Genomic DNA, 17476 nt, shown 5'->3' on the forward strand with positions numbered 1-17476 from the left:
TATCAGCGGATCGGTATTTTCAGGGAGCAGCCCATGTCCGGCCACGGCGAACCGATTCCGATGACCGCACGCAAGTCGGGCCCGCTCAGGGGCGTCGCCGAGGTGCCGGGTGACAAGTCGATCTCGCACCGCGCGCTGATCCTCGGCGCGCTGGCAGTGGGCGAGACGACCGTGACAGGGCTTCTGGAGGGGCAGGACGTGCTCGACACCGCCGAGGCGATGCGCGCCTTCGGGGCCGAGGTGACGCGGACGGGCGAGGGCGCGTGGTCCGTGCACGGCGTGGGCGTGGGCGGCTTCGCCGAGCCCAAGCAAGTCATCGACTGCGGCAATTCGGGCACCGGGGTCAGGCTCATCATGGGGGCGATGGCGACCTCACCCGTTACGGCGACATTCACGGGTGACGCCTCGCTCAACAAGCGGCCGATGGGGCGCGTGACCGATCCGCTGACGCTCTTCGGCGCGCATGCATACGGGCGACGGGGCGGGCGGCTGCCGATGACCGTCGTCGGCGCGGACGATCCGGTGCCGGTCCGCTACGCCGTTCCCGTGCCTTCGGCGCAGGTGAAATCGGCCGTCCTGCTGGCGGGTCTGAACGCCCCCGGCCAAACCATCGTGATCGAGAAAGATGCGACGCGCGATCATACCGAACGCATGCTGCGCGGCTTCGGAGCAGAGCTGACGTCCGAGGACAGGGCAGAGGGCCGCGTCATTACGCTGACCGGGCAGCCGGAGCTCAGGCCCCAAACCGTCGCCGTCCCGCGCGACCCGTCCTCGGCGGCCTTTCCGGTCTGCGCGGCGCTGATCGTCGAAGGCTCCGACATCCTCGTGCCGGGAGTCAGCCAGAATCCGACGCGCAACGGGCTCTACACCACCCTCGTCGAGATGGGTGCTGACATCGCCTTCGAGAATCCGCGCGAGGAAGGCGGCGAGCCGGTAGCCGACCTGCGCGTGCGCGCCTCGACGCTCAAGGGCATTGAGGTGCCGGAGGAGCGGGCTGCAAGCATGATCGACGAATATCCGATCCTGTCCGTAGTGGCGGCCTTTGCCGACGGTACGACCGTGATGCGCGGCGTGAAGGAGCTGCGGGTGAAGGAAAGCGACCGGATCGACGCGATGGCGCGCGGGCTCGAGGCCTGCGGCGTCGGGATCGAAGAGGAAGAGGACGTTCTGATCGTCCACGGCATGGGGCCGAAGGGGGTGCCGGGCGGGGCGACCGCGAAGACCCGTATCGACCACCGGATCGCGATGTCCTTTCTCATTCTAGGCCTTGCGGCGCGGAAACCCGTCGGCATCGACGACGGCGCGCCCATCGCGACCTCATTTCCCGTGTTCGAAAACCTGATGAAGGGCCTCGGGGCCGATATAGGGCGGGCCGAGCGGTGAGCGACCGCGCCTTCAGGGCGCTTTTCGGCGTCGCCGGTCTGCTGCTGCTTGCCATGGTGCTGGCCGGTCCGCGCGACTGCGCTGCTTGGGTGTTTTGCTCCTTCGATGCGCCAGGGTTTCCCTACAGCGCGCGGGAGGCCCGGGCCTATCTCGCATCGCTCACCGATGGCGCTCTTTGGCGCTATCTCTGGATCGTTCAGCCGCTCGACCTCGTCTTTCCCGCTCTTCTTTGCCTGATCTTTCGGGAAGCATTCGAACGCCATGCGCCCGAAAAGCTGGCCGCCCGCCTTGGACGGATTGCCGTCATCGAGGCCGGCGTGGATTACTTCGAGAATGCCGTCATCCGTGCGATGCTGAAACGCCCGGAGGGCGACTTCCCCGACATGGTTCCTCTCGCGGCGACAGGTCTGTCCACGCTCAAATGGCTCCTGATCGCGTTTCTGTCCGTGGCACTGGCGCGGCTAGTGCTGACGCAGCGCCCTCCGGCCTGAGCCTTGGGCGGTTTGACCCGGAGATTGGCCTGCGCTAAGGCGCCTGAAACGGGGGTTGCATGATTTTCACCGTGGCGATCGACGGGCCCGCAGCGGCGGGGAAAGGCACGGTTTCGCGTGCCGTTGCTGAGCGTTTCGGCTTTGCCCATCTCGACACCGGGCTTCTTTACCGGGCGGTCGGGGCCAAGTCGGGCGCGGAGGGCGATCCGGTCGCGGTAGCCCGCCGGCTTGAGCCCGCCGATCTGGATCGCGACGATCTCCGCACCGCCGGGGCGGGGCAGGCGGCGAGCCGCGTCGCCGCGATCCCCGAGGTGCGCGAGGCGCTCGTCGCGTTCCAGCGGCTCTTCGCCCGGCGCGAGGGCGGCGCTGTGCTCGATGGCCGCGACATTGGCACAGTGATCTGTCCCGAGGCGGAGGTGAAGCTGTTCGTCACCGCCTCGGACGAGGTGCGCGCCCGCCGCCGCTGGATCGAGCTGAGCGGGAAGGGCGACACCCTGACCGAGGCCGAAGTGCTGGCCGATCTCAGGGCACGCGACCGGCGCGATGCCGAACGTGCCGTGGCTCCGTTGAAGCCGGCCGATGATGCGGTTCTGCTCGACACGAGCGAGCTGACGATCGAGGCCGCCATCGCGCGCGCAGTGGCCGAGGTCGAGGCCAGGATGTCCTGAGCGAGCCTTTGAGCCCCGGGCGCGCGGCCCCATATCAGAGCAATAAGCCAGCGCGGCGGAGGCGGCCAATGCGGACTGGGAAGGTGTTCTATGGACCAGCGCGCGCGGTTTGGGCGGGTCTGCTTGCGCTGGCGCTGTCCTGCGCCGCGTCGAGAGCGGAGGAGCGGCCCGTCACCGGCCTTCTCTGGCGTGAGCGAGATGTCCCTGCGGTCTTCCCGCTTCAGGTGCGGACGCTCGCGGGGCGTGACTATTACCTCCTTCTGGTTGACGCGGTGAGCGGTCAGGAGAGGCTTGGCGCCTATCTGCGCGGAGGGGAGTTCTTTCGGGTGCTGGTGCCGCCCGGCCGCTACGAATTGCGCGTTTCCTACGGGACCGACTGGCAGGGCGAGGTGAAGTTATTTGGTGGGGGCGCTGAAACCGGATCCTTGAACCTGCCCGATCCGCTGGCCTTCAAGGTAACAGGACTTGGCCGTAAGTCCGGACACCAGGTGGACCTGCGCGGCGGCACGCCTGCAGCGCCTGAACTGGCGGGAATACATGACCAGGCGCTTTGCCAGTCGTCGGTTCTCGATCTCGAGAGCCTGCGCTGGCCCGATCCCCGACCGCCCGAGCCAAGGGAAATGGGTCAGGACCGCGCCCTTGGCGCTGTCGACATGACCGAGACACGCTATTCCGCGCCGCGATACGACCTTGTCACGCGGCTTTGCCCTTAAGCCTTACGCCGACGAACCGGCGGCTCTTGCCTCGCGCCCCGGAACTCTCTATACGAGCGCCAGTCAAAAAGGCGGTGAAGCCAACGACGGACGGATCGGGCAGGGTCGGGAGAAATCCGCGGCCCTTCTTGTTTGTCCGGGCGTCAGCCGCCCGAAGGACGCGAAACCAAAGACCGGCGGAGCCAACCGCATGGCCAGTCAAACGTGATGAAAAGGAAACCGAACACGCATGTGCGCTAAAGCCACAATGGAGGAATTCGAAGCCCTCCTCAACGAAAGCTTCGAGATCGACACCCCCGAAGAGGGTTCGGTCGTCAAAGGCAAGGTCATCGCCATCGAGGCGGGACAAGCCATCATCGATGTCGGCTACAAGATGGAAGGCCGCGTCGATCTCAAGGAATTCGCAAATCCCGGTGAGCAGTCCGAGCTGGCCGTCGGCGACGAGGTCGAGGTGTATCTCGACCGTGTCGAGAACATCCGCGGCGAAGCCGTGCTGTCTCGTGAGAAAGCCCGCCGCGAAGAAGCCTGGGACCGTCTGGAGAAGGCCTATGCTGCGGAAGAACGCGTCGAGGGCGCGATTTTCGGCCGCGTCAAGGGCGGCTTCACCGTCGATCTCGGCGGCGCCGTGGCCTTCCTGCCCGGCTCTCAGGTCGATGTGCGCCCCGTGCGCGACGCCGGCCCGCTCATGGGCCTCAAGCAGCCGTTCCAGATCCTCAAGATGGACCGCCGCCGCGGCAACATCGTCGTTTCGCGCCGCGCGATCCTCGAGGAATCCCGCGCCGAGCAGCGCGCCGAGGTCATCGGCAACCTGTCGGAAGGCCAGACGGTCGACGGCGTGGTCAAGAACATCACCGAATACGGTGCGTTCGTTGACCTCGGCGGTGTCGACGGCCTGCTGCACGTCACCGACATGGCGTGGCGCCGCGTGAATCATCCGAACGAGATCCTGTCGATCGGCGAGACCGTGAAGGTCCAGGTCATCAAGATCAATAAGGAAACCCACCGCATCTCGCTCGGCATGAAGCAGCTTCAGTCCGATCCGTGGGATACCGTCGAGGAGAAGTTCCCGCTAAACTCGGTCCACAAGGGCCGTGTCACAAACATCACCGATTACGGTGCGTTCGTGGAGCTGGAAGCCGGGGTCGAGGGCCTTGTCCACGTCTCGGAAATGTCCTGGACCAAGAAGAACGTCCATCCGGGCAAGATTGTGTCGACGAGCCAGGAAGTCGACGTGATGGTGCTTGAGATCGACACCGCGAAGCGTCGTGTCTCGCTCGGCCTCAAGCAGACGATGCGCAACCCGTGGGAAGTCTTCGCCGAAACCCACCCGGTTGGCACCCAGATCGAGGGCGAGGTCAAGAACATCACCGAATTCGGTCTGTTCATCGGCCTCGAGAACGACATCGACGGGATGGTCCACCTTTCCGATCTCAGCTGGGACCAGCGCGGCGAAGACGCGATCCAGAACTACCGCAAGGGCGACGTCGTGAAAGCCGTCGTGACGGAAGTGGACGTGGAAAAGGAGCGCATCTCGCTCTCGATCAAGGCGCTGGACGCCGACACGTTCTCCGACGCGGTCGACGGCGTGAAGCGCGGCTCGGTCATCACGACCACGGTCACCGCGATCGAGGATGGCGGCATCGAGGTCGAGTACAACGGCATGAAGTCCTTCATCCGCCGTTCGGACCTCGCCCGCGACCGCGCCGACCAGCGGCCAGAGCGGTTCCAGGTGGGTGACCACGTGGACGCCCGCGTGACCAACGTGGACCCGAAGACCCGCCGACTTGGTCTATCGATCAAGGCGCGCGAAATCGCCGAAGAGAAGGAAGCCGTGCAACAATACGGTTCGTCCGACTCGGGTGCGTCGCTCGGCGATATTCTTGGCGCCGCGCTCAAGGGTTCGGACGACAAGTAAGCCGAAAGACGGCTGGCGCCGACCGGCCCCGCCCGCGAGGGCGGGGCCGTTTGCGCTCCACGAATCGCCTTGCCTTGCGTACGTGTTCACGGGCTACACGCTGGTCGTCGCGCACTGAATGCTGCGCTCCAAGCTGCCCTTGACGCGCCTAATGCGACCGTCTTCCGGCGCGGATGCGCAGAAATCCTCGCCATTCCAATGGCTTTCCTGTTTGTTACCGGACCGATTGCCCCTATAGTCGTTGGGAAGGAAAAAGCGGCGATCCGGCCCAGCGGTGCGCACAGGGGGGTTAGTATGATCCGGTCCGAACTGATTCAGAAGATAGCCGAGGAAAATCCGCACCTTTTTCAGAGAGACGTCGAACGAATAGTTGGCACCATCTTCGACGAGATTATCGAGGCGCTCGCGCGCGGGGACAGAGTTGAGTTGAGGGGCTTCGGCGCCTTTTCTGTGAAGAAACGCGATGCCCGCGTGGGTCGCAATCCGCGCACGGGTGAGTCGGTAGAAGTCGAGGAAAAGTATGTGCCCTTCTTCAAGACCGGAAAGCTCTTGCGGGACCGGTTGAACGGAGGGTAAGCAAAGCGCATGTTGCGCTTCATCCGACTATTGTTCCTCGCTCTGCTGGCAATCGCGCTCGTCGCGGTTGCCTCGGCCAATCGAGATCCCGTGACGCTTCGTCTTCTGCCCGAGGAGGTGGCGGGCTACGTTGGTTTGAACTGGTCGGCCGAGTTGCCGCTTTTCCTTGTCATCTTCGGCGGAATCGTGGCCGGGCTCGCCATCGGGTTTGTCTGGGAATGGTTCCGCGAGGCCAAGCACCGCGCCGCCGCCTCGCAGCACCGGCGCGAGGCCGGGAGGCTGGAACGGGAAGTCGGCCGGCTGAAGCGCGAGAACTCCAAGCCCGACGACGACGTTCTAGCGCTTCTCGAAGGCAAGAGCGGCACGCAGTAAGGGCTGAGGCCGGGCGTGTCGGCGCGAAGCGCCTGGCCAGACTGTGGTGAGGGCCCCTTGGAGCGGAACATCAACGATATCCGAGTGAAGATCTGCGGGCTGAGAGAGCCTGAGCACGTCGCGTCTGCCGTCGCCGCGGGCGCCGCCTATCTGGGTTTCGTCTTCTTCCCGAAATCTCCCCGTCACCTCGACGTTCCGATTGCCGCGCCGCTTGCATTGTCGGTGCCGCCCGGTGTCGCCAAGGTGGCGTTGACGGTCGATGCCACCGACGACGAACTGGATTCGATCACCGCCGCCATGCCGATCGACATGCTTCAGCTACATGGGCGCGAAAGCCCCGCCCGTGTGGCCGAGATCCGCGCCCGCTACGGGCTGCCGGTGATGAAGGCGGTGGGCGTCGCGGGGCCCGAGGATCTGGCCGCGCTCGACAGCTACGGGAGGGTGGCCGACCAGCTGCTCGTCGACGCCAAGCCGCCGAAGGATGCGGTGCTGCCTGGCGGCAACGGGCTTGCCTTCGACTGGCGGCTGGTCGAGCGAAAGTACTGGCCCTGCCCGTGGATGCTGGCCGGTGGTCTCACGCCCTTCAATGTGGCGGAGGCGATCCGGCTGACCGGCGCGCGACAGGTCGATGTCTCGTCCGGTGTGGAGACCGCGCCGGGACGGAAGGACAGCAATCTGATCCGTGCTTTCATCGCCGCCGCCAGAGGCGCCGTTGCGGCATGATTCGCTTCCGCGAGGGCCGACGGGGGGATATCGCTGAGGTTCTGGCGCTTCTGGCCGACGACGAATATGGCGCTCAGCGCGAGACCGCGCCATTGGAGACCTACCTTGTCGCCTTCGACGCTATGCAGGCAGAGGGCGAGAACTGGCTGATCGTCGGCGAACGGGATGGCCGCATCGTCGCGACCTATCAGTTGACCTTCATCACCGGTCTTTCGCACCGCGCCACGCGCCGCGCTCATGTTGAAAGCGTGCGCGTCGCCTCGGATCTGCGCGGCCAGGGGATCGGCCGGGCGATGATGGAGGACGCAGAGGCGCGGGCGCGGGCGGCGGGCTGCGGTCTCCTGCAGCTCACGACCCAGAAGGGCCGCAACCGGGCGCGCGACTTCTACGACGCGCTCGGCTTTACGCCATCCCACATTGGCTATAAACGCAGGCTGTCCTGAGAGGAGGAGGCGACGATGGCCGACGACCTGTTCAACAGCTTCATGAACGGCCCCGACGAACGCGGCCGATTCGGCGATTTCGGCGGGCGCTTCGTTTCCGAGACGCTGATGCCGCTGATCCTCGATCTCGAGAAAGAATACGAGAAGGCCAAGACCGACGCCAGCTTCTGGGCCGAGATGGACCATCTCTGGAAATACTATGTCGGCCGGCCCTCGCCCCTTTATTTCGCGGAGCGCCTGACCGAGCATCTCGGCGGCGCGAAAGTCTACATGAAGCGCGACGAGCTCAATCACACGGGCGCGCACAAGATCAACAATGTGCTGGGCCAGATCATCCTCGCCCGCCGCATGGGAAAGACCCGGATCATCGCCGAGACCGGGGCGGGCCAGCACGGGGTCGCGACCGCGACGGTCTGCGCCAAGTTCGGGCTGAAATGCGTCGTTTACATGGGCGCCCATGACGTCGAGCGCCAGGCGCCGAACGTCTTCCGCATGCGGCTTCTCGGTGCCGAGGTGCACCCGGTGACGAGCGGACGCGGCACGCTCAAGGACGCGATGAACGACGCGCTGCGCGACTGGGTGACGAATGTGCGCGACACGTTCTACTGCATCGGAACGGTGGCGGGCCCGCACCCCTATCCGGCGATGGTGCGCGACTTCCAGGCGATCATCGGCAAGGAGGTACGCTGGCAGCTCGTCGAGCAGGAGGGCGAGGGACGCCTGCCCGACACGGTCATCGCGGCGATCGGCGGCGGGTCGAACGCGATGGGTCTCTTCTTCCCGTTCCTCGACGACCCCTCGGTGAGGATTATTGGGGTCGAGGCGGGCGGCAAGGGTGTCGACGAGAAGATGCAGCACTGCGCCTCGCTAACCGGCGGGCGGCCGGGCGTTTTGCACGGCAACCGGACCTACCTTTTGCAGGACGAGGACGGCCAGATCCTCGAAGGCTTCTCGATCTCGGCCGGGCTCGACTATCCTGGCATCGGACCCGAACACTCCTGGCTGCACGAGACGGGCCGCGCCGAATATGTCGCGATCACCGACAAGGAGGCGCTCGAGGCGTTCCAGCTCTCCTGCAAGCTCGAGGGGATCATTCCGGCGCTGGAGCCGTCGCACGCGCTCGCCCATGTGATGAAGATCGCGCCGGACCTTCCCAAGGACCACATCATCGTGATGAACATGTGCGGCCGGGGCGACAAGGACATCTTCGCTGTCGCAAAGCACCTGGGATTCGACATGAAGCTCTAAACCGCGCCTCTCTGGCGGGGTCAGCCCTCATAAACCCGGGTGGGGTCGACTGATCCCTTCCGAGCGGGACTGCTGTGGCGGCACGTTTCCGCCTGACATCAAGTCCATGATGTTAAAGAATCTCTGCCTAAACTTTGGTTTAGGGCGGTTGCCCGTCGGCATCGCTTGGCCCACGAGATTCCAGCACATGGCGAAGGGTTCAAAGTTGGTTCTTAGTGAATTTGCCGCGAAAGGCGGCACCGACTCGGATCGAGCTGAATGATGCCGGTCGGGTTGTGAAACCGACGAAAGGACTGAGTCATGACCTACTCAACGATCCTTGCCGCCGCGCTTGCGACGGTCGCGGGCATGAGCCACGCCGAAGGCCATTCCGCCGGAGAGAGCAGCGGCGACAGCGGGGCTCCAGTACTGATCGACAATGGCAGTGGCGACTCCGGCGGCGAAAGCTCCGGCGGCGGTGAAGACTCCGGCGGCGGTGAAGGCTCTGGCGGCGGCGAAGGTTCCGGCGGCGGTGAAGACTCCGGCGGCGGTGAAGGCTCTGGCGGCGGCGAAGGCTCCGGCGACGGCGAAGGTTCCGGCGGCGGTGAAGACTCCGGCGGCGGTGAAGGCTCTGGCGGCGGCGAAGGCTCCGGCGACGGCGAAGGTTCCGGCGGCGGTGAAGACTCTGGCGGCGGCGAAGGCTCTGGCGGCGGCGAAAGCTCCGGCGGCGGTGAAGGCTCCGGTGGCGGCGAAAGCTCCTCCGGCGGCGGTGACGGTTAACACAAGACATCGCCGGATGCCGTTTTCGCGGCATCCGGCAGCCAGGCTTCTCTGGGCGTAGCGATTCGAACTCGCCATCAAGCCCTGAACCGCCGGCCGGCCCTTTGGCGCAGCCGCCGAGTGTGGCACATAGCTCGTAAACTCAGGTTTATCCCTATATTTCCGTGGTTTGTTTGCTCTGCATAAACCCCAAGCGAATTGCGCGGTCAGGCAGCGGGGTGTTGTGTCACGATGCTTGGTCCCGCATCGGGACGCCTCAGAAGAAGGAATGCACCGTGACACGCAAATTGATCTTGACCAGCTCTGCGATCGTAATGCTCGGCTCGGCGGCGATGGCCGAATTGAGCGCTCGGGACGTTATCTCGGATCTCAGGGCGCAGGGCTTCAATGACATCGAAGTGAAAGTTGGCCCGACGCAGATCAAGGCCGAAGCCAGCAACGGCACCGACAAGCTCGAGGTGATCATGGATCGCGCCAGCGGCTCGACGCTGAAACAAGAAATCTATGCCGGTCAGGGCGGCGAAGTCGATCCGGGCATCGAAATCGACACCCGGACCAGGGACTTCGTCAGGGGGGCGGATGCTTCGTCCATCGACGATTCCGACGACGACGATGATTCGTCGTCCGGGTCGAACAGCAGCTCGAATGGCAGTTCCGATGACGACGACGATGACGACCGCGGCGGTCGCGGCGACGACGATGACGACGACGATGACGACCGCAGCGGCCGTGGGAGCGGCAGCGACGATGACGACGACCGCAGCGGCCGGGGCGGTGGCGATGACGACCGTGACAACAGCGGCCGCGGAAGCCGGGACGATTGAACACCGCGCATCGAAGTCGTTGCGGTACAACCGGTGCCGGCCATACTATTGGCCGGGCCGGATACGGTTCCTTGGGGAAGGACATGAAGCGACAGCTCAGCATTCTGACCTTGGCGGCCTGTCTGGCGGTGCCGGCATCGGCATTGGCCGATGCCGTTTCCGATAGCATCGCCAGGCAGTTGCGTGATCAGGGATATGGCGAGATCGCAGTCAGCCGGACGCTTCTGGGGCGGACACGCATCGTTGCGCGCGCGCGCGACGGCTACCGCGAAATCATCGTCAACCCGCGCACCGGCGAGATTTTGCGCGATCTCTGGAGAGGCGAGGCGGTGTCCGGTGTGGAGATACTCGACTCGGATGATGATGACACGAACTCGGGTTCGTCCAAGTCCGGCTCGTCCAATTCGGGATCGGGCTCCTCCAACTCCGGATCGGGCTCCTCCAACTCCGGCTCGAGCTCATCCAACTCCGGCTCGGGGTCATCCAACTCCGGGTCCGGTTCGTCTGGTTCGAGCTCAGGTTCCTCCAATTCGGGATCAGGGTCCTCCAATTCGGGATCAGGCTCCTCCAACTCTGGCTCCGGTTCGTCCAATTCTGGGTCCGGCAGCGGGAACGACGATGATGATGATGATGACTGATCCGCACGCTCCATAGGCGCGTGCTCTGGCGGTAGAAAGCAACGGTTCATTGCGAAGTTACTACTTTGTAGCAGTGGTATTGGTGGTGCAGGCGCTTTGCGCCGTTTTCTTCGTTTCCGACATCGTATTTTCCGTGCTGGGTATCTATGCGCAGCCGATCAGCTGGCAGAGCCGAGAAATGCTTGAACTCGGCGCCGCCTTGGGTCTGAGCCTTGGCGTTTGCGTTGGTGCTGTGCTGCTATTGCGCACGCTTCGCGACAAGCGCCGGGCCGAGACGCGGCTGCGTCGTGCCTCTGGCGCGTTTCTGGACCTCATCGAGGAAAGGTTCGGGGAGTGGGGTCTTACGCCGGCCGAGCGGGAGGTGGCGCTGTTCGCCATCAAGGGATTCAGCACGCTCGAGATCGCTGAACTGAGGCAGACCTCCGAGGGTACGGTGAAGGCCCAGACCAACGCCGTCTATCGCAAGGCGAGCGTCGGTGGGCGTTCCCAGTTGCTCAGCCTGTTCATCGACGATCTGATCGCGACGCCGGTCGTGGCGGTCGCCAATGACGCGCTCGAGAAGCGGAAGGAGGCATAGCGGGGCCGGCCCCGCGCTTCAGGTTTCCGTGCCGTGCGCGCGCAGCACCTCGAGCGGCACGATGTCCACTGCACGGGCATGCGTGGCGGCGAGGTCGACCTGCGGCGCGCAACCTTCGTCATACGCCTGTGCAAACCGGGCGGCGCAGAGGCACCAGCGGTCGCCGGGTTTGAGCCCCGGAAAGCGGAAGTCCGGGCGTGGAGTGGACAGGTCGTTGCCGACGTACTTTGAATAGGCCAGAAACTCGGCCGTCATGACAGCGCAGACCGTGTGGCTGCCGCGGTCCTCGGCGCAGGTATTGCAGTGCCCGTCGCGGAAGAAGCCTGTGGTCGGCTCGGTCGAACAAGGCGTGAGCGGACCGCCGAGAACGTTGAGGCTCGGATCCTTGTTCATCTCTCCTCCTCCTGAAGCGCGTTATCAGCGAAACCGGTCGATCAGCCGCTGCAGCGGCGATCTCGCGTCATGTGTCTCTGTGGCGGACTCTGCTGCCGGGGGCGGCGCCGGAACCTTCGGGGCATCTGCCGCCGCAGTCGTCGAGGATCGGGGCGGCGCGGTTCTGAGCGCCACCGCATTGGCGAAGCGCGCCGCATCGCCTGCTGCGAGCGCCGGGGCGCCGTCGGACGCTCCGCGCAGCAGATCATCCAACCAGCCGCGATCCGCCTTCGCGAAATCCGACAATACATAAGCTGGCACGCGGTCTTTGTGACCCGGATGGCCCACGCCGATTCTGACGCGCTGGTAGTCGTCGCCAATATGGGCATGCAGCGAGCGCAGCCCGTTGTGACCCGCATGCCCGCCGCCGGTTTTTACCCGGCACTTTCCGGGCGCGAGGTCGATTTCATCGTGAAAGACCGTGATGTCGGCGGGTTCGAGCTTGAAAAAACGCATTGCCTCGCCGACCGACTGGCCGGAAAGGTTCATGAAGGTCTCGGGTTTCAGCAGCACGACCCTCTCGGCTCCGAGCCGTCCTTCGCTGATCACGCCTTGGAACTTCGACCGCCAGGGCGAGAATCCGTGATCCGCTGCGATGCGGTCTACCGTCATGTAGCCGACGTTGTGGCGATGCATCGCGTATTTCTGGCCGGGATTTCCCAAGCCTACGAACAGTCGCATGACGGCTCCTCGGATGTTGCCGCCAAACTAGGCTGCCATGGGCAGGCTTGCAACACGCCCGGCGGCGCAGGACGAAGTGTCGTCGGGAGCGCAGGACACGGGCGCGGGCCGATCGCCCGGGACGTGGCGGGTGAGCGGCGGGGCGCCTCGGGCCCGCGTTGGGTTCCGTCCAAACCCTTGCAGGTTCACGATGGCCCAAGCGAAAACGCGGGGCCCTGGGGCCCCGCGTTCGATCATCTGGATAAAACCGAGGACTACTCCTCGTCGCCCTCTTCGGCCTCGGCGGGTGCCTCGGCCTCGTCGACAACGCCCTCTTCGGCCTCTTCGGCTTCCTCCTCGTCCTCGGAGAGAAGGCCCGATGGGGCAGCGATGTTGGCGATGACGAAGTTCCGGTGGATCGTTGGTTTAGCGCCTGCCGGCAGGTCGATATCGTTGATGTGGATGACGTCGCCGATATCGCGGTCGGTCAGGTCGACCGTGATGTGCTCGGGAATGTCGCTCGCAGTCACTTCGAGTTCCACTTCCGGGCGTACCGCGACGAGCGTGCCGCCCTTGCGGAAGCCGAGCGCCTTGTCATGGTTGATGAATTCGACCGGGATAAAGAGCTTGATGCGGGATGTGCGCTTCAACCGCATCAGGTCGAGATGCGTCGGCAGATCCTTCACGACGTCGCGCTGGACGCCGCGGCAAATGACACGCACGTCGTCGTGGCCATCGACCTTGAGATTGAAGAGCGTCTGCAAGAACTGACCGTGCTTGAGCCGCTTCAGAAGCGCGTGGTAGTCGACGTTGATCGGAACCGGATCGGTGCCGCCGCCGTAAACGATGCCGGGTACGTAGCCCTCACGACGAGCTTGACGAGCGGCCCCCTTGCCTGTCCCCGTCCGTACCTCGGCCTGAAGATCAGGGATCTCTTTGGCCATTGGTGTCTCCATTGGTTAGCCGGGCATCCTCCAAGGGTGCATGCCCGTGAGGCGGGCCGTATAGACGGGATCGGCGATGAATGGAAGGGGATATTTCGCCCATCACATCTATGGCGGCGGCGCACAATTCGTTTCTATCAAGAAAGCTCAGCGGCATGGTAGCGGGGATGAGGCAGGCTGAGGGAGCAAGCGGGCGGATGACGATCTTGCGGACGGCGGCGGTGGCACGGACGCCGAATGCGGCGCTCGCGTCTGTGGGTGTGTTCTGGGGCGCATTTGCAGCACTTGTGCCGGATATTAAAGCCGGGATAGCGGCGACTGATGCCGACTTCGGGTTCGCCATGATGGCCGCCGCGATCGGCGGAATCGCCGCGATGGCCATTGCGCCATGGCTCATGGCGCGGCTTGGCCGGTTCGGCCTTCCTGCGACGGGCATCGTCTTTGCGCTCGCATTCTTCTACCCGCTGCTGCCGCGCGGCAGTTTCGGCTTCGGCCTTGCAATGGTGGCGGTCGGGGCGTCGGTCTCGTTGCTCGACATCGCTGCCAACATGAGGCTTTCGGTGCTGGAAGAGCGACACTCACGGCACCTTATGAACTTTTCGCACGCGATGTTTTCCTTCGCCTTCGCCGCTTCGGCCTTCGCTGCTAGCCTGGGCCGCAAGGCGGGATACGGTCCCGCCGAAGTCTTGCCCGTGATAGCCATCGTCGCGCTCGTCCTCGCAGCGCTCATGTGGGAAAGCCGCGGCTGGACGGACGCGGCCCCAGCGCCCGAAGGATCGGATCGCGGCACGCCGTGGGTGCCGATCCTGCTGACTGCGGGCGTGCTCCTCGCTTCCTTCGTCAGCGAGAATGCGACCGAGACCTGGTCGGCCCTGCATATCGAGCGCACGCTGGGCGGGCCCGCGGGCGAGGGCGGATTCGGCCCCGTCGCCTTCGGAGTGACGATGGGAATCGGACGGCTTCTGGGGCAGGTCGCGGCGGCGCGGCTGGGCGAAGCGGCGCTGATCCTCTGGTCCGCAGTCATCGGCGTGGCGGGGGCGCTTGTCATCGCGGCGGCCCCCGTGCCGGCGATCGCGGTCGCGGGCGTCGGTCTTCTCGGGATCGGGGTCGCAGTCGTGGTGCCGTCGGCCAATTCGATCCTTGGCCGGCTCGTCCGTCCCGACCAGAGGGCGCACGCGATCTCGCGGGCCTGGATGGTCGGCTTTACCGGCTTCTTCGTCGGCCCGAGCGCGATGGGCCTGATCGCGGAATATGCAGGCCTTCGGATAGCGTTCCTCACCATCGCGCTCGTCATGGCGGCGATCGTGCCGCTAGTGCTCGCCGTCAAGCGGCGCGGAGGCTAGGGCCTAGTCGAACGCGTCCAGAAACCCCTTCGGAACCAGCACGTTGTGCCGCCCGACACTGGACACCTTTGTCTCGCCGCAAAGTGCCATCGAGACGTCAAGTTCCTTGTGGATGACCTCGAGCACCTTCATCACGCCAGCCTCGCCCATCGCTCCAAGACCGTAGACGAAGGCACGGCCAATCATTACGCCCCTGGCGCCGAGCGCCACCGCCTTCAGGACGTCCTGGCCCGACCGGACGCCGCCATCCATCCAGACCTCTGTCTTGTCGCCGACGGCGGCCGCGATCGCCGGCACCATGCGGATCGAAGAGAGCGCGCCGTCGAGCTGCCGGCCACCGTGGTTCGACACGACGATCGCATCGGCGCCGAGGCCCGCGGCCTTCTCGGCATCCTCCACATCGAGAATTCCTTTCAGGATCACCTTGCCGCCCCACATGTCCATCAGCTTCTTGATCTTGTCCCAGTTGAGCGCGGCATCGAACTTTTCCGCCGTCCAGGCCGAAAGCGAGGCTGGGTCGCTGACGCCCTCGACATGACCTACGATATTGCCGAAGAAGCGCCGCTTTGTCTGAAGCATCTCGATGCCCCAGCCCCACTTCGTGGCGAGGTTCAGCATTGTCGGGATCGTGAGTTTTGGTGGCGCGGACAGCCCGTTCTTCAAGTCCTTGTGGCGCTGCCCGAGGATCTGAAGGTCCACCGTGATCACCAGCGCCGAACACTCCGCCGCTTTGGCGCGATCGATTATCTTCCGGTTAAAGTCATCGTCGTTGAGCGTGTAAATCTGGAACCAGAAAGGCTTCTTCGCGTGCCGGGCGACGTCCTCGATCGAGCAGATCGACATGGTGGAAAGCGTATAGGGCACGCCGAATTTTTCTGCCGCCCGGGCGGCCTTGATTTCTCCATCCGCGCGCTGCATCCCGGTCAGGCCGACGGGGGCGATTGCGACCGGCATCGCGACCGCCTCGCCGATCATCTCGGTCGCGGTGGAGCGTCCGGTCATGTCCACCGCGATCTTCTGCCTCAGCCGGAGTTCGGCGAAGTCGGTGACGTTCTCACGGAAGGTCTGCTCGGTCCAACTGCCGGACTCGGCGTAGTCGTAGAACATGCGCGGGACCCGGCGGCGATAGACGCGTTTCAGATCGTCAATGCAGGTGATCACGGGCATGGCAGCCTCCGGTACGGATTGCTGAGAACCGGTTATCAACGCGCTCCCCACATGACAATGTGCTTTCGTGCTTGCAGGTTGGCCCGCACACATCGGCCTGCCGATGTCCTAGCAGGTGTCGGAGACGATTCTGGTCCACCGCAGGCGTGACACTTTCGATCTCATCCTGAAGATGAATGTCGACGCAGCCTTCGGTTGGAGCACTCTGATCCAGATGAACGCCCGTTCCGGGCGCGCGGCTTATTCTCGCGGCCTCGGAGGGTGGGAAGCCGCTTGGGTCTGTCTCACGCGGAGGTGCGCTGCAAACGTGAAGGGCGCGTCAGGCCGAGTGGGCGCCGTCGGCGAGCCCCTTAACGAAGGCAAGGATATCGGCGACGGATTTCTTCTCCTCTACCATCTTGACGATGGCGGATCCGACGACCGCGCCATCTGCGACCGACGCGATGGCTTTTGCAGCCGCGGGCGTGCGGATGCCGAAGCCGACGATGACGGGAAGGTCGGTCGCAAACTTTATCCGCGCCACTTCCGGACCGACATCGGCGGCCTGTGCCGCCGCAGCGCCGGTGATGCCGGTGATCGATACGTAATAGACGAAGCCGGACGTGTTCTGCAGCACCTTGGGCAGTCGCTTGTCGTCCGTCGTGGGCGTCGCGAGGCGGATGAAGTTCATGCCCTCAGCGTTCGCCGGAATGCAAAGTTCCTCGTCCTCTTCCGGCGGCAGGTCGACGACGATAAGCCCATCGACGCCCGCTGCTTTCGCATCCTTCAGGAACCTGTCCACGCCGCGAGAGTAGATCGGGTTGTAGTAGCCCATCATCACGATCGGCGTATCGGCGTCAGTCTTGCGGAACTCCGACACCATGTCGAGCGTCTTCTGAAGCGTCTGGCCCGCTTCGAGCGCGCGCTGGCCGGCCAGCTGGATGGTCGGGCCGTCGGCCATCGGATCGGTGAAGGGCATGCCGAGCTCGATCACGTCGACACCCGCGCCGGGCAGGCCCTTCATCAGGCTCAGCGATGTCTGAAGGTCCGGATCGCCGGCCATGACATAGGCCACGAAAGCCTTCTTCCCCTTGGCGCGAAGGTCGGCGAATTTGGTCTCGATCCGGGTCATCGGGGTCTCCTGCAATGCCGATTGGGTAGTGCAGAAAACCTCAGTGGAAATCAATGCCTCTCACATCTCGCCGGGAACCGAGATCATCCAGTGGGTACCGAACTTGTCGCGGACCATGCCGAACCCCGGGGACCAGAAGGTTTCCCCGTAGGCCATGATCTCGTCGCCCTCTTTCAGGAGCCGCTCGTAGATCGCCTCGCCTGTCGCGGCATCCGGCACCGAAAAGCTGACGCTCACCGCCTTCTGCGGATCGCCTATGCCTTCAGGGAAATCGCTGGCCATCAGGGTGCTGCCACCGACGGTCATGTGGGCGTGCATGATCCGGTCGGAGCCCTTCGGTAATCCGGCCTCTTCCGGCGCTTCGGAATAGCGGATCAACGTGAGGTCCGTGGCACCGAAAAGATCGGCGTACATTCGCATCGCCTCGGCGCAGGTCCCCTGAAAGTGGAGATAGGGTGAAAAGCTCATGTGAACCTCCTTCTCGTCTCA

21 protein-coding genes are annotated in these 17476 nt (G+C 64.6%); 14 read left to right on the forward strand and 7 right to left on the reverse strand.

From position 1 onward, the window contains the following. Positions 1-33: 33 nt before the first annotated feature. From aroA to trpB, 10 genes are all read left to right on the forward strand, one after another. Positions 34-1383 (forward strand): 3-phosphoshikimate 1-carboxyvinyltransferase, encoded by a 1350-nt coding sequence (aroA, locus tag DEA8626_RS16035; RefSeq protein ID WP_108854659.1) that lies wholly within the window; start codon positions 34-36, stop codon positions 1381-1383. Beyond that, complete coding sequence (locus DEA8626_RS16040) at positions 1380-1874, forward strand: hypothetical protein (RefSeq protein ID WP_108854246.1); 495 nt, start codon at positions 1380-1382, stop codon at positions 1872-1874. Before aroA ends, DEA8626_RS16040 begins: the two co-directional genes overlap by 4 nt. A 59-nt stretch (positions 1875-1933) precedes the next feature. After that, a complete protein-coding gene (locus DEA8626_RS16045) occupies positions 1934-2542 on the forward strand; it encodes a (d)CMP kinase (RefSeq protein ID WP_108854247.1) in 609 nt (202 codons plus the stop codon). Between the two features lie 68 nt (positions 2543-2610). Next, entirely contained in the window at positions 2611-3255 is a 645-nt protein-coding gene (locus DEA8626_RS16050) for a hypothetical protein (RefSeq protein WP_108854248.1), read from the forward strand. A gap of 229 nt (positions 3256-3484) precedes the next feature. Then, entirely contained in the window at positions 3485-5170 is a 1686-nt protein-coding gene (gene rpsA / locus DEA8626_RS16055; protein WP_108854249.1) for a 30S ribosomal protein S1, read from the forward strand. A gap of 294 nt (positions 5171-5464) precedes the next feature. Further along, positions 5465-5746: an integration host factor subunit beta gene (gene ihfB / locus DEA8626_RS16060; protein ID WP_108854660.1), complete on the forward strand. Its 282-nt coding sequence runs from the start codon at positions 5465-5467 to the stop codon at positions 5744-5746. 9 nt (positions 5747-5755) lie between these two features. Continuing rightward, positions 5756-6118, forward strand: coding sequence for a lipopolysaccharide assembly protein LapA domain-containing protein (locus DEA8626_RS16065; protein ID WP_438502443.1), 363 nt, complete (start codon positions 5756-5758; stop codon positions 6116-6118). A 69-nt stretch (positions 6119-6187) separates the two neighbouring features. After that, entirely contained in the window at positions 6188-6841 is a 654-nt protein-coding gene (locus tag DEA8626_RS16070; RefSeq protein ID WP_108854662.1) for a phosphoribosylanthranilate isomerase, read from the forward strand. After that, positions 6838-7284: a GNAT family N-acetyltransferase gene (locus tag DEA8626_RS16075; protein ID WP_108854250.1), complete on the forward strand. Its 447-nt coding sequence runs from the start codon at positions 6838-6840 to the stop codon at positions 7282-7284. The genes DEA8626_RS16070 and DEA8626_RS16075 overlap by 4 nt, the downstream gene beginning before the upstream one ends. Positions 7285-7299: 15 nt before the next feature. Then, the gene (gene trpB / locus DEA8626_RS16080; protein WP_108854251.1) at positions 7300-8532 is read left to right on the forward strand and encodes a tryptophan synthase subunit beta; all 1233 of its coding nucleotides are present in this window, start codon (positions 7300-7302) and stop codon (positions 8530-8532) included. A 309-nt stretch (positions 8533-8841) separates the two neighbouring features. Here trpB and DEA8626_RS21110 read toward each other — a convergent pair whose 3' ends face one another. Beyond that, entirely contained in the window at positions 8842-9294 is a 453-nt protein-coding gene (locus tag DEA8626_RS21110) for a hypothetical protein (RefSeq protein ID WP_181366483.1), read from the reverse strand. A gap of 272 nt (positions 9295-9566) precedes the next feature. On the opposite strand from DEA8626_RS21110, the gene DEA8626_RS16090 reads away from it, so the two are divergent. The 3 genes from DEA8626_RS16090 (at position 9567) to DEA8626_RS16100 (ending at position 11330) form a co-directional block, all read left to right on the forward strand. Beyond that, positions 9567-10115, forward strand: coding sequence for a PepSY domain-containing protein (locus tag DEA8626_RS16090; RefSeq protein WP_146188889.1), 549 nt, complete (start codon positions 9567-9569; stop codon positions 10113-10115). A gap of 83 nt (positions 10116-10198) precedes the next feature. Next, entirely contained in the window at positions 10199-10753 is a 555-nt protein-coding gene (locus DEA8626_RS21115) for a hypothetical protein (RefSeq protein WP_181366484.1), read from the forward strand. Positions 10754-10835: 82 nt separating this feature from the next. Then, positions 10836-11330: a helix-turn-helix transcriptional regulator gene (locus DEA8626_RS16100; RefSeq protein ID WP_245890891.1), complete on the forward strand. Its 495-nt coding sequence runs from the start codon at positions 10836-10838 to the stop codon at positions 11328-11330. An 18-nt stretch (positions 11331-11348) separates the two neighbouring features. On the opposite strand, the gene DEA8626_RS16105 is transcribed toward DEA8626_RS16100, so the two are convergent. From DEA8626_RS16105 to DEA8626_RS16115, 3 genes are all read right to left on the reverse strand, one after another. Continuing rightward, positions 11349-11723 carry a DUF2237 family protein gene (locus tag DEA8626_RS16105; protein ID WP_108854254.1) on the reverse strand — a complete coding sequence of 125 codons (375 nt, stop codon included), beginning with the start codon at positions 11721-11723 and terminating at the stop codon, positions 11349-11351. A gap of 24 nt (positions 11724-11747) precedes the next feature. Beyond that, the gene (gene pth / locus DEA8626_RS16110) at positions 11748-12443 is read right to left on the reverse strand and encodes an aminoacyl-tRNA hydrolase (RefSeq protein WP_108854255.1); all 696 of its coding nucleotides are present in this window, start codon (positions 12441-12443) and stop codon (positions 11748-11750) included. A 254-nt stretch (positions 12444-12697) separates the two neighbouring features. Continuing rightward, positions 12698-13366, reverse strand: a complete 669-nt coding sequence (locus tag DEA8626_RS16115) for a 50S ribosomal protein L25/general stress protein Ctc (protein WP_108854256.1) — start codon at positions 13364-13366, stop codon at positions 12698-12700. A gap of 197 nt (positions 13367-13563) precedes the next feature. On the opposite strand from DEA8626_RS16115, the gene DEA8626_RS16120 reads away from it, so the two are divergent. Beyond that, positions 13564-14709 carry an MFS transporter gene (locus DEA8626_RS16120; protein ID WP_181366485.1) on the forward strand — a complete coding sequence of 382 codons (1146 nt, stop codon included), beginning with the start codon at positions 13564-13566 and terminating at the stop codon, positions 14707-14709. A gap of 3 nt (positions 14710-14712) precedes the next feature. On the opposite strand, the gene DEA8626_RS16125 is transcribed toward DEA8626_RS16120, so the two are convergent. The 3 genes from DEA8626_RS16125 to DEA8626_RS16135 form a co-directional block, all read right to left on the reverse strand. Beyond that, positions 14713-15876, reverse strand: coding sequence for an alpha-hydroxy acid oxidase (locus DEA8626_RS16125; protein ID WP_108854258.1), 1164 nt, complete (start codon positions 15874-15876; stop codon positions 14713-14715). Positions 15877-16195: 319 nt separating this feature from the next. After that, positions 16196-16987: a tryptophan synthase subunit alpha gene (gene trpA, locus DEA8626_RS16130; RefSeq protein ID WP_108854259.1), complete on the reverse strand. Its 792-nt coding sequence runs from the start codon at positions 16985-16987 to the stop codon at positions 16196-16198. A 60-nt stretch (positions 16988-17047) separates the two neighbouring features. Further along, positions 17048-17455, reverse strand: coding sequence for a VOC family protein (locus DEA8626_RS16135; RefSeq protein ID WP_108854260.1), 408 nt, complete (start codon positions 17453-17455; stop codon positions 17048-17050). Positions 17456-17476 lie beyond the last annotated feature (21 nt).

Source organism: Defluviimonas aquaemixtae (genome assembly GCF_900302475.1).
Lineage (GTDB): Bacteria > Pseudomonadota > Alphaproteobacteria > Rhodobacterales > Rhodobacteraceae > Albidovulum > Albidovulum aquaemixtae.

Excerpts from the sequence above, each read along its gene's own strand:
- DEA8626_RS16045 (WP_108854247.1), top strand. The coding sequence starts at position 1,934 with ATGATTTTCACCGTGGCGATCGACGGGCCCGCAGCGGCGGGGAAAGGC.
- trpB (WP_108854251.1), top strand. The coding sequence starts at position 7,300 with ATGGCCGACGACCTGTTCAACAGCTTCATGAACGGCCCCGACGAACGC.
- DEA8626_RS16120 (WP_181366485.1), top strand. The coding sequence starts at position 13,564 with ATGACGATCTTGCGGACGGCGGCGGTGGCACGGACGCCGAATGCGGCG.
- DEA8626_RS16075 (WP_108854250.1), top strand. The coding sequence starts at position 6,838 with ATGATTCGCTTCCGCGAGGGCCGACGGGGGGATATCGCTGAGGTTCTG.
- DEA8626_RS16105 (WP_108854254.1), bottom strand. The coding sequence starts at position 11,723 with ATGAACAAGGATCCGAGCCTCAACGTTCTCGGCGGTCCGCTCACGCCT.
- trpA (WP_108854259.1), bottom strand. The coding sequence starts at position 16,987 with ATGACCCGGATCGAGACCAAATTCGCCGACCTTCGCGCCAAGGGGAAG.
- DEA8626_RS21115 (WP_181366484.1), top strand. The coding sequence starts at position 10,199 with ATGAAGCGACAGCTCAGCATTCTGACCTTGGCGGCCTGTCTGGCGGTG.
- rpsA (WP_108854249.1), top strand. The coding sequence starts at position 3,485 with ATGTGCGCTAAAGCCACAATGGAGGAATTCGAAGCCCTCCTCAACGAA.
- DEA8626_RS16125 (WP_108854258.1), bottom strand. The coding sequence starts at position 15,876 with ATGCCCGTGATCACCTGCATTGACGATCTGAAACGCGTCTATCGCCGC.
- DEA8626_RS16065 (WP_438502443.1), top strand. The coding sequence starts at position 5,756 with ATGTTGCGCTTCATCCGACTATTGTTCCTCGCTCTGCTGGCAATCGCG.
- aroA (WP_108854659.1), top strand. The coding sequence starts at position 34 with ATGTCCGGCCACGGCGAACCGATTCCGATGACCGCACGCAAGTCGGGC.
- pth (WP_108854255.1), bottom strand. The coding sequence starts at position 12,443 with ATGCGACTGTTCGTAGGCTTGGGAAATCCCGGCCAGAAATACGCGATG.
- DEA8626_RS16135 (WP_108854260.1), bottom strand. The coding sequence starts at position 17,455 with ATGAGCTTTTCACCCTATCTCCACTTTCAGGGGACCTGCGCCGAGGCG.
- DEA8626_RS16115 (WP_108854256.1), bottom strand. The coding sequence starts at position 13,366 with ATGGCCAAAGAGATCCCTGATCTTCAGGCCGAGGTACGGACGGGGACA.
- DEA8626_RS16050 (WP_108854248.1), top strand. The coding sequence starts at position 2,611 with ATGCGGACTGGGAAGGTGTTCTATGGACCAGCGCGCGCGGTTTGGGCG.
- ihfB (WP_108854660.1), top strand. The coding sequence starts at position 5,465 with ATGATCCGGTCCGAACTGATTCAGAAGATAGCCGAGGAAAATCCGCAC.